The 9,572-nt window shown below is 72.0% G+C and carries 8 protein-coding genes and 1 pseudogene; 8 read left to right on the top strand and 1 reads right to left on the bottom strand.

The features are described from left to right. Window positions 1–80: 80 nt before the first annotated feature. The 8 genes and pseudogenes from ETD83_RS35365 to ETD83_RS35400 form a co-directional block, all read left to right on the top strand. Window positions 81–1,613, top strand: a pseudogene (locus ETD83_RS35365) (DNA translocase FtsK); the annotation flags it as partial. 193 nt (window positions 1,614–1,806) lie between these two features. After that, entirely contained in the window at window positions 1,807–2,559 is a 753-nt protein-coding gene (locus ETD83_RS35370; RefSeq protein ID WP_138649560.1) for a helix-turn-helix domain-containing protein, read from the top strand. A 47-nt stretch (window positions 2,560–2,606) separates the two neighbouring features. Continuing rightward, a complete protein-coding gene (rimO, locus tag ETD83_RS35375; RefSeq protein WP_138649561.1) occupies window positions 2,607–4,040 on the top strand; it encodes a 30S ribosomal protein S12 methylthiotransferase RimO in 1,434 nt (477 codons plus the stop codon). Beyond that, window positions 4,037–4,642: a CDP-diacylglycerol--glycerol-3-phosphate 3-phosphatidyltransferase gene (pgsA, locus tag ETD83_RS35380; RefSeq protein ID WP_138649562.1), complete on the top strand. Its 606-nt coding sequence runs from the start codon at window positions 4,037–4,039 to the stop codon at window positions 4,640–4,642. The genes rimO and pgsA overlap by 4 nt, the downstream gene beginning before the upstream one ends. 85 nt (window positions 4,643–4,727) lie before the next feature. After that, window positions 4,728–5,240: a DUF1990 family protein gene (locus ETD83_RS35385; RefSeq protein ID WP_138649563.1), complete on the top strand. Its 513-nt coding sequence runs from the start codon at window positions 4,728–4,730 to the stop codon at window positions 5,238–5,240. Window positions 5,241–5,737: 497 nt separating this feature from the next. Beyond that, the gene (locus ETD83_RS35390) at window positions 5,738–7,057 is read left to right on the top strand and encodes a CinA family nicotinamide mononucleotide deamidase-related protein (protein WP_230421395.1); all 1,320 of its coding nucleotides are present in this window, start codon (window positions 5,738–5,740) and stop codon (window positions 7,055–7,057) included. Between the two features lie 111 nt (window positions 7,058–7,168). After that, the gene (locus ETD83_RS35395) at window positions 7,169–7,525 is read left to right on the top strand and encodes a helix-turn-helix domain-containing protein (protein ID WP_138649564.1); all 357 of its coding nucleotides are present in this window, start codon (window positions 7,169–7,171) and stop codon (window positions 7,523–7,525) included. Window positions 7,526–7,695: 170 nt separating this feature from the next. Next, on the top strand, window positions 7,696–8,163 hold the full coding sequence (locus ETD83_RS35400; protein WP_138649565.1) for a Dps family protein: 468 nt from the start codon (window positions 7,696–7,698) through the stop codon (window positions 8,161–8,163). Window positions 8,164–8,299: 136 nt separating this feature from the next. Here ETD83_RS35400 and ETD83_RS35405 read toward each other — a convergent pair whose 3' ends face one another. Next, on the bottom strand, window positions 8,300–9,184 hold the full coding sequence (locus ETD83_RS35405) for a LysR family transcriptional regulator (protein WP_138649566.1): 885 nt from the start codon (window positions 9,182–9,184) through the stop codon (window positions 8,300–8,302). Window positions 9,185–9,572: the final 388 nt, after the last annotated feature.

Below are 9,572 nucleotides of genomic sequence, written 5' to 3' on the forward strand. Positions count from 1 at the left end.
TATAAGAGCCAGCCCCCCCGCCGCCCGACGACGGCGCCCCGCCGATGGACGAGCACGTCGCGGGCGGCGACCCGCCCCCCGCGGACGTGCCCGACCCGACGCCCGCGCCGCGCCGCTCCGAGCAGCTTCCGCTGTCGTCGTCCGGTGAGATCTACCTCCTGCCTGATCCGTCGTCGCTGCGGCCCGGCAGCATCACCAAGCCGCGCACCAAGGCCAACGACACGGTGGTGAACGCCCTCACCGGCGTGCTGGAGCAGTTCGACATCGACGCGCAGGTCACCGGGTTCACCCGCGGCCCGACGATCACCCGGTACGAGATCGAGCTCGGCCCGGCGGTGAAGGTCGAGAAGGTCATCGCGCTCACCAAGAACATCGCCTACGCGGTGAAGAGCGCCGACGTGCGCATCATCTCCCCGATCCCCGGCAAGTCCGCGATCGGCGTGGAGATCCCGAACACCGACAAGGACATCGTCAGCCTCGGCGACGTGCTCCGCTCGCCCGCCGCGACCAACGAGCACCACCCGATGATCGTCGGGCTCGGCAAGGACGTCGAGGGGCGCACCGTCGTCGCGAACCTCGCGAAGATGCCGCACATCCTCATCGCGGGGGCGACCGGCGCGGGCAAGTCGACGTGCATCAACGGGCTCATCACCTCCGTGCTGATGCGCGCCACCCCGGACGAGGTGCGGATGATCCTCGTCGACCCCAAGCGGGTCGAGCTGACGATGTACCAGGGCATCCCGCACCTGATCACGCCGATCATCACGAACCCGAAGAAGGCCGCCGAGGCCCTCGACTGGGTCGTCGGCGAGATGGACCGCCGCTACGACGACCTCGCCGCGTCCGGCTACCGGCACATCGACGACTTCAACAAGGCGGTCAAGGCCGGGAAGCTGAAGCCGCCGCCCGGCAGCGAGCGCGTCTACACGCCCTACCCGTACATGCTCGTCATCGTCGACGAGCTGGCCGACCTGATGATGGTCGCGCCCCGCGACGTGGAAGACTCCGTCGTCCGCATCACCCAGCTCGCCCGCGCCGCCGGCATCCACCTGGTGCTCGCGACGCAGCGCCCGTCGGTGGACGTCGTGACCGGGCTCATCAAGGCGAACGTCCCGTCCCGGCTGGCGTTCGCGACGTCGTCGCTGTCGGACAGCCGCGTCATCCTCGACCAGCCGGGCGCGGAGAAGCTGGTCGGGCAGGGCGACGCGCTGTTCCTGCCGATGGGCGCGAGCAAGCCCATGCGCATCCAGAACGCCTACGTCGCGGAGAAGGAGATCCACGGGATCGTCGACCACTGCAAGGGGCAGATGGAGGCGAGGTACCGGGACGACGTCGCCGCGGCCGCCGGGCCGAAGAAGGAGATCGACGAGGAGATCGGCGACGACATGGACCTGCTCGTCCAGGCCATCGAGCTGGTCGTGTCGACGCAGTTCGGGTCGACGTCGATGCTGCAGCGCAAGCTCCGCGTCGGGTTCGCGAAGGCCGGGCGTCTCATGGACCTGATGGAGAGCCGCGACATCGTCGGCCCGAGCGAGGGCTCCAAGGCGCGCGACGTCCTGGCGAAACCGGACGACCTCCCCGGGGTCCTCGCCGAACTGCGCGGCGGAAGCTGAGCGGCCCGGGACGACGCTCAGGTGACAGGGAAACGTCACCGAAGCGGCACCGAGGCGTCGGCCGCCGGGGCGTTGCGGATTGATGCGAAATCTTGCCCTGTTTCGAACGTGTTGGCTGTCGCTCAGCGGGCATGGCCGTTCCTAGACTGGTGTCCAGGAGATCGGCGACGAGCGCCCGCGAAGGAGGCCCGGCGTGAGCATCGGTGAGACCTTGGCGGAGGAACGACAGCGGGCCGGTCTCTCGGTGACACAGGTGAGTCTCCAGACGCGGATACGCGAGACCGTGATCCGCGGCATGGAGGCCGACGACTTCTCCGCATGCGGCGGCAATTTCTACGCCCGCGGGCATATCCGGAGCATCGGCCGGGTCATCGGCATCGATCCGGAACCGCTCGTCGCCGAGTTCGACGCGACGCACGGCGGCGCGCCGCAGCCGGTCTCGGCCGTGTCGGCGTTCGAGCCCGAGCAGCCCGTCGCGTTCCGCGAGCGCAGGGCGCCGAACTGGAGCGCCGCGATGGCCCTGGCCCTCGCCCTCGTGATCATCTACGGGGTGTTCCAGGTGATCGGGCAGAGCGGCGGCGGCGAGCGGCGCACCGCGCAGCAGGTCGCCGGGACGCCCGCGCCGGCGACCTCGTCCCCGGCGCCGACGCCCCCCGAAAAGCGCGGCCCGGTCGCGGTGGCGCCGCGCACGAAGGTCGAGGTCCGGGTCGTGGCCGAGCGCACGACCTGGCTGAACGTCCGCGGCGACGACGGCAGGACGCTGTTCAGCGGCATGATCCGCGAGGGCGACGAGAAGGACTTCACCGACAAGAAGAAGGTCCGGCTCGTGATCGGCGTGGGCGGCAGCGTCAACCTGACCGTCAACGGCAAGGACATCGGCTCGCCCGGCAAGGGCCGGGGCGTGCAGCGGCTGAGCTTCGACCGCGACGACCCCGAACCGGCCTGACGAGGCCGCTGGTCCCCCTGGGCGCCCGGGCCCATTACCTTAGGGGGATGTCCACTCGCCGCAAGGTTTCGCTCATCACGCTCGGCTGCGCCCGCAACGAGGTCGATTCCGAGGAGCTCGCCGCGCGCATCGAGGACGCGGGCTGGGACCTGGCCGACGCGGACAGCGCGGACGGCGCGGACGTGGTGGTCGTCAACACCTGCGGGTTCATCGAGGCGGCCAAGAAGGACTCCATCGACACGCTGCTCGCCGCGCACGACTCCGGCGCGAAGGTCGTGGCGGCCGGGTGCATGGCGGAGCGGTACGGCAGCGAGCTCGCCGAGGCGCTGCCGGAGGCCGACGCGGTGCTCGGCTTCGACGACTACACCGCCATCGGCGACCGCCTCGACGACGTCATGGCGGGACGCGCCCACACCGCCCACACCCCGCGCGACCGGCGGACGCTGCTGCCGATCTCCCCGGTCGACCGCTCGTCCTCGGGCGTGGCGGTCCCCGGCCACGGTGGCCAGGACGACCTTCCGGACGGGGTCGCGCCCGCGTCCGGGCCGAGGGTGCTGCGGCGGCGGCTCGGCGGCGGGGGACCGGTGGCGCCGCTGAAGCTCGCGTCCGGCTGCGACCGGCGCTGCACGTTCTGCGCCATCCCGGCGTTCCGCGGCGCGTACGTGTCGCGCCCTCCGGCGGAGGTGCTGGAGGAGGCCCGCTGGCTCGCCGGGCACGGCGTCCGCGAACTGGTCCTGGTCAGCGAGAACTCCACGTCCTACGGCAAGGACCTCGGCGACCTGCGGGCGCTGGAGAAGCTGCTGCCGGGCCTCGCCGCGGTGGACGGCATCGAACGCGTCCGCGTCAGCTACCTGCAGCCCGCCGAGACGCGTCCGGGGCTGATCGAGGCGATCTGCGGCACGCCCGGCGTCGCCCCGTACTTCGACATGTCGTTCCAGCACGCGAGCGGCCCGGTGCTGCGGTCGATGCGCCGGTTCGGCGACCGGGAGCGCTTCCTCGGCCTGCTCGACCAGATCCGCGCGCTGGCCCCGGAGGCGGGCGTGCGCTCCAACTTCATCGTCGGCTTCCCCGGAGAGTCCGAGGACGACTTCGAGGAGCTGGCGGAGTTCCTGTCCGCCGCGCGCCTGGACGCGGTCGGCGTGTTCGGCTACTCCGACGAGGACGGGACCGAGGCCGCGAAGCTCGACGGCAAGCTCGACCCCGCCGAGGTCGCCGCCCGCGTCGAGGAGCTGTCGAGCCTCGCCGACGAGCTGACCGCGCAGCGCGCCGAGGACCGCATCGGCTCGGACGTCCACGTCCTGCTGGAGGAGAAGACAGGGGACGGCGAGTTCGAGGGCCGCGCCGCGCACCAGGCCCCGGAGGTGGACGGGACGGTCCGCGTCCGCGGCGCAGGCCTGGCCCTCGGGGAGATCGTCGCCGCCCGCGTCACCGGCAGCGACGGCGTGGACCTCAGCGCGAGTCTCAGCACGGGCGTGTCATGATCGCCGGCGCCCCGGATCCGGTGGCCGGCCCGCACGGCCCGCCGCCCGCCGGTGTCTGGAACATCGCCAACGCGCTGACGATCGTCCGGATCGCGCTGGTCCCGGTCTTCGTCTGGCTGTTCTTCCTGGACGGCACCGGATGGCGCCTCGCGGCGTTCGCGGTCTTCGCGGTCGCCTCGATCACCGACAAGATCGACGGCGACATCGCGCGGGCCCGGGGCCTGGTCACCGACTTCGGCAAGATCGCCGACCCGATCGCCGACAAGGCGCTCACCGGCGCGGCGCTGGTCAGCCTGTCCATCATGGGGGAGCTGTGGTGGTGGGTGACGGTCGTCATCATGGTCCGCGAGATCGGCATCACGGTGCTGCGGTTCGTCGTGATCCGCCGCGGGGTGATCCCGGCGAGCAAGGGCGGCAAGCTGAAGACGATGCTGCAGGTCATCGCCATCGGCCTCTACATCCTGCCCGGCCCGCTGGACTACCTGCGCTGGATCACGATGGGGGCCGCGCTGGTCGTCACGGTCGTCACCGGCGCGGACTACCTCGTCCAGGCGTGGCGCCTGCGCCGCGGCACGGAGGACGCGCCGTCCGGGGCGTCCTGAGCGGGGTTCAGAGGCCGAGCAGGGCGGGCCGGTCGGTGAGCGCCCGCCATGACGCTGATTCGTCAGCTCTGAGCCGAGGACGGGCATGACCGGACAGGACTTCACGTATCCCGAGGTGGGCGCCACGCGGGACGCCGAGCGCCCGGCCGGGTACCGCCATCTCCGGCGCCGGATGCTCGTGGGCCGCGGCCCGGCGGCGTTCCGGAACGCGTCCGACGCGGTCATGGAGTTCTGGATGCACCGCGCGATCCCGGTGCGCGTCGAGTCCTCGGCGCGGCGGGCGGCGCCGGGCGTCAGCGTCGTGATCGCGCTGGGGGCCGGGCCGCTGCGGCTGAGGGCGCCGTGCCGGATCGTGTGGACGCGCGAGGACGAACGCTACGCGGGCTGGGCGTACGGGACGCTCCCCGGGCACCCGCAGTCGGGCGAGGAGTCGTTCGTGGTGCATCTGGACGACGAGGGCGACGTGTGGCTGACCGTCACCGCGTTCAGCCGTCCGGCGACGGCGGCGTCGAGGCTGGCGGGGCCGTTCGGCGGGATGTTCCAGCGCGCCTACGCCGGGAGGTGCGGCGCTGTGCTGCGCCGGCTGGCACGCGGCTGACGGCCCTGCGCGACCCCGGACATGACGTGGGCTGCGGGGCCACGCCCACCCCGGTCGTGGCCCCGCAGCCCCGTTCAAGCCCCCGCTGGTTCGCAATTATCCCTAGGATTCCCCGGGCGCACGAATCGGGCGAATGAGTTTTGACTCACATTGTGACCTGCACTTCTGGTAATTGGTGGACAGAATGTCAGTAGTAGCCGCCGCCGATGTGCGCCTCGGGCGCCGTGCCCGTCGCACGCGGTGGCGGATGTAAGTACATGACATGAAACAATGCGCGGCCGTTGCTTTTCCACGGCGAGCGAATAGGGAAATCCACTTGGACCGATGCGATCGGACGATATCGACCCCGTCCTCATTCGGTCGTTGTTCGCGGTCAACCGGCGGGCGTCCCGATCCGTCCCCCGTCCGGTCCGGGCGGGCCGGAGAGCGCGCCGCCGGTAGATTCGGGGCGCCGGGCCCGGCGGCCGGGCCGGGCGGCGCGGCCGGGAGCCGTGCCGGTGAACAGCGGGGATGGGGACGCGATGCGGGTCGAACTGCTCACCGTCGGGGACGAGCTGCTCCTCGGCGACACGATCAACGGGAACGCCGCGTGGCTCGGCCGCCGGCTCGCCGACCACGGCGTCGACGTGACCCGCGGTGTCGTCGTCGGCGACGAGCTCGACCTGATCGTCGAGGCGGTGACCGCCGCGCTCGGCCGCGCCGACGCGGTCATCACCACCGGCGGCCTCGGGCCGACCTACGACGACCTGACCCGCGACGCGCTCGCCAAGGCGGCGGGCGTCGGCCTCGTCCGGGACCCGGCGCTGGAGCGGCGGCTGCGCGAGCGGGTCGCGCGCGCCGGGCGGGAGCTGCAGCCGATGGCGCTGCGTATGGCGGACGTCCCCGAGGGCGCGCGGGTCATCGCCAACCCCGCGGGCTCGGCGCCCGGCCTGCGCGTCGAGCTGCCCGGCGGGATCGTCTACGCGCTGCCCGGCGTCCCGTTCGAGATGCACACGATCATGGACGAGACCGTGCTGCCGGAGCTGGCGGAGATCGCCGGGCTGCCCGCCGTCGCGCGCCGCACGCTGCGCACCGCCCGGATGTGGGAGTCGGTCGTCGCGACGCGGCTCGCCGAGGTCGAGGCGTTGGACGGGGTGCGGCTCGCGTACCTGCCCGACCCGGCCGAGGTGAAGGTCCGGATCACCGTCGCGGGGCCCGGGGCCGCCGGGCGCCTGGCGGCCGTCGAGGCGCGCGTCCGGGACCTGCTCGGCGACGCCGTCTACGGGGCCGAGGACGAGTCGCTCGACCGGGTCGTCCACCGGCTGCTCGCGGAGCGCGCGGCGACCGTCGCCACGGCCGAGTCGCTGACCGGCGGGCTCATCGGCGCGGAGCTGACCGCGATGCCGGGGTCGTCCGCGACGTTCGCGGGCGGGATGGTGACGTACGCCACCGAGGCCAAGCACCGGCTGCTGGGCGTCCCGGCGGATCTGCTGGCCGAGGAGGGGGCCGTCCACCCGGACGTCGCGGCCGCGATGGCGGCGGGCGTGCGGGACGCGCTCAACGCGACGTACGGTCTCGCCGTGACGGGTGTGGCGGGCCCCGACCCACAGGACGGCCGTCCCGTGGGCACGATCTATATCGGCGTGGCCGGTCCTGAGAGGTCGCTCACTGTGGTCGGACCGAAACTCCCTGTGCCGGGCGCCGGACCCGAATCCCGCGCGGTGATCCGGCGGATGACCGTCGTGCACGCCCTTGAGCTGCTGAGACGCGTCCTGCTGGGCCTTGACGTCACGGAGCGGAGCGGGAAGGCTCGGCCGGATCGGGAAGATCGGGGCTGATTACAGCGTTACGTTCCGAGCGAACACGAATTCAACGGTCTGCCATGGCCGCCGTCAAGCCGGGTACGGTGGAACCGGCAGATGGTCCGAACTGAGGGAGGGAGCGAGACGATGGTCCTGCTTCGCCAGCTGCTCGGTGACGTACTGCGGCAGCTGCGGCTGCGCCAGGGACGCACCCTCCGTGAGGTGTCCGCGGCCGCGCGGGTGTCACTCGGCTACCTGTCCGAAGTGGAACGGGGACAGAAAGAGGCGTCCTCGGAACTGCTGTCCTCGATCTGCAAGGCGCTCGGCGTTCCGCTCTCGCACGTCCTCAGGGACGTGGCGGACCAGCTGGCCCTCGCCGAGCTGCAGCACGAGCCCGTCATGGCGGGCGCGCCGCCGGAGCACGAGCGCATTTCCGCCGAGAGCATCCCGGAGACGCCGGAAGAGATCACCGGGGAGTTCCGCGCCGACATGGTCGCGGCCTGAGCCGTTTTCCGACGGCTCGTTCTCACCGCCTGTTCGCGGGCGCTTTCCCGGCCGTTCATGCCGCGGTCCAGAAACGCGGATGTGCTCGGCCTCACGCATGAATGCGGCATTTGCGGGGAGGTTTCCGTGTTGTAACGGTTACCCGTAACGACGCGGAAGGAGCCCCCACCATGGGAGCGGTCAAGAGCCCGATCGGCGACGAGGCCCAGAAGATCGCAGGGGACGTCCTGCAGGGCTCCCTCATCGACCTCATCGATCTTTCCCTGGTCGCCAAGCAGGCGCACTGGAATCTCACCGGACGCAACTTCAAGGTCGTCCACGAGCACCTTGACGAGATCGTCGCCCTCGCCCGCGGGGGCCAGGACGACGTCGCCGAACGCGCCGTGGCGATCGGCGTGAACCCCGACGGCCGTGCCCGCACGGTCGCCGACCGCACGAGGATTCCGCAGCTGGAGGCCGGCTACCTCGACGACGACAAGGTCGTCGCCGCGGTCACCGACATCCTCGCGCAGATCATCGCGCGGTTCCGCGAGCGCATCACGGCCACCGACGAGGCCGACCCGGTGACGCAGGACCTGCTCATCGGCATCGCCCGCGAACTGGAGAAGCAGCACTGGATGTTCCAGGCGCAGACCTGACACGTCCAGCGCCCCTTGGCGCCGGCCCGGCACGGCGCGCCGCCGCGATCCCCGGCGCGCCGCCCCGGAGCCGACGAGGCCCCGGCCCTCGCCGACCGTTCCTGCGAGGTCCGGGGCCGTTTCACGTCCCGGCCGGTCACGTCCGGAGATGCTCCAGGACGGTGTCGGCGAACTCGACGGCGAGCGGGCTGAGCGCGTCCCACCGCCGCGCCGCCCACCCCGCGGTGAGCGGCGGGAGGTCCGGGATGGGGATCAGCCGGACGTCCCCGCTCCCGCGCCCCCACCCCGGCAGCGCGGGCAGGATCGCGTGGCCGAGACCCAGCTCGGCGAGCAGGAGCGCGGTGTCCCAGTCCGCGACGCTCGTGGTGGACGTCAGCCGCACCCCGTGCCGCTCGAGGTGCGCCTCCAGATGCAGGCGCGAGGTGGAGTGCTCGGGCAGCTCGATGTGCCGGATCCCCGACAGCTCCTCCAGCGCGATGGACGTCCGCCGGGCCAGCGGATCATCGGCGTTGACGGCGAGCATCCACGGCAGCTCGCGCGAGGCCCGCTGCTCGACCCCCTCCAACGGCGGCCCTGTCGTCACCCACGCCAGGTCCGCGGCATGCGAGCGGACGGCCTCCAGGCACCGGCGGCTGGACCCCGCGGTCTCGAACTGCAGCGCCGCCTCGGGATGGCGGCCCCGGAACGCGGCCACGCCCGCCGCCATGAAGTGCCGGACGGTGGTCGCCCCCGTCGCGACCCGGACCGTGCCGCCGACACCGCGGCGCAGGTCGTCGAGATGGCGCAGCGCCGCGTCCAGCCCGGCGAGCCCCTCCGTCGCGGCCTGCTGCAGGACGCGCCCCGCCCGCGTCGGCACCACCCCGCGCGGATGCCGCTCCAGCAGCACGAGCCCGGTCTCGCGTTCCAGCCGCTTCACATGCTGGCTGACCGCCGACTGGCTGCACGACAGATCGCGGGCCACCGCGCTGAGATTGCCCGCCGCGCACACGGCCACGAACACGCGCAGATCGTCCAGGGTCATGCCACCCAAGCTAAGGCTAGGAGATCGATAAGGAAACCCGAGAATTGACTTGGAACGATCGCACGCCGAGGATTCTCCCTGAGGGCGCCGGATCCAGCGCCTCGGACAGGCGGCGACCCGCCCACTCACCCCGGGCACATGGGCGGGCGCCGACCCTGGTTTATGGCGTTTCTCTCCTCCTTCGGGCCTTGGCGGCCCTCCATCGTCGAGAAACGCGGCGCGATCGCTGCATCGCTTCGGCTCGCCCTGGGGGCTCGCTGCGCGATCAGGTTTCTCGCAGGCTTGAAACCTGCCTTCGGTCGCGATCGCAAGCGTTGAGGTTGGTGCGTGGTGCGGCGGTGGCTTGGGTTGGTGCGTCCGGGCGGTGGCGGTGCGTCCGGTTGGGGGC

It is taken from the genome of Actinomadura soli, from assembly GCF_005889715.1.
In the GTDB taxonomy this organism is placed as follows: domain Bacteria; phylum Actinomycetota; class Actinomycetes; order Streptosporangiales; family Streptosporangiaceae; genus Spirillospora; species Spirillospora soli.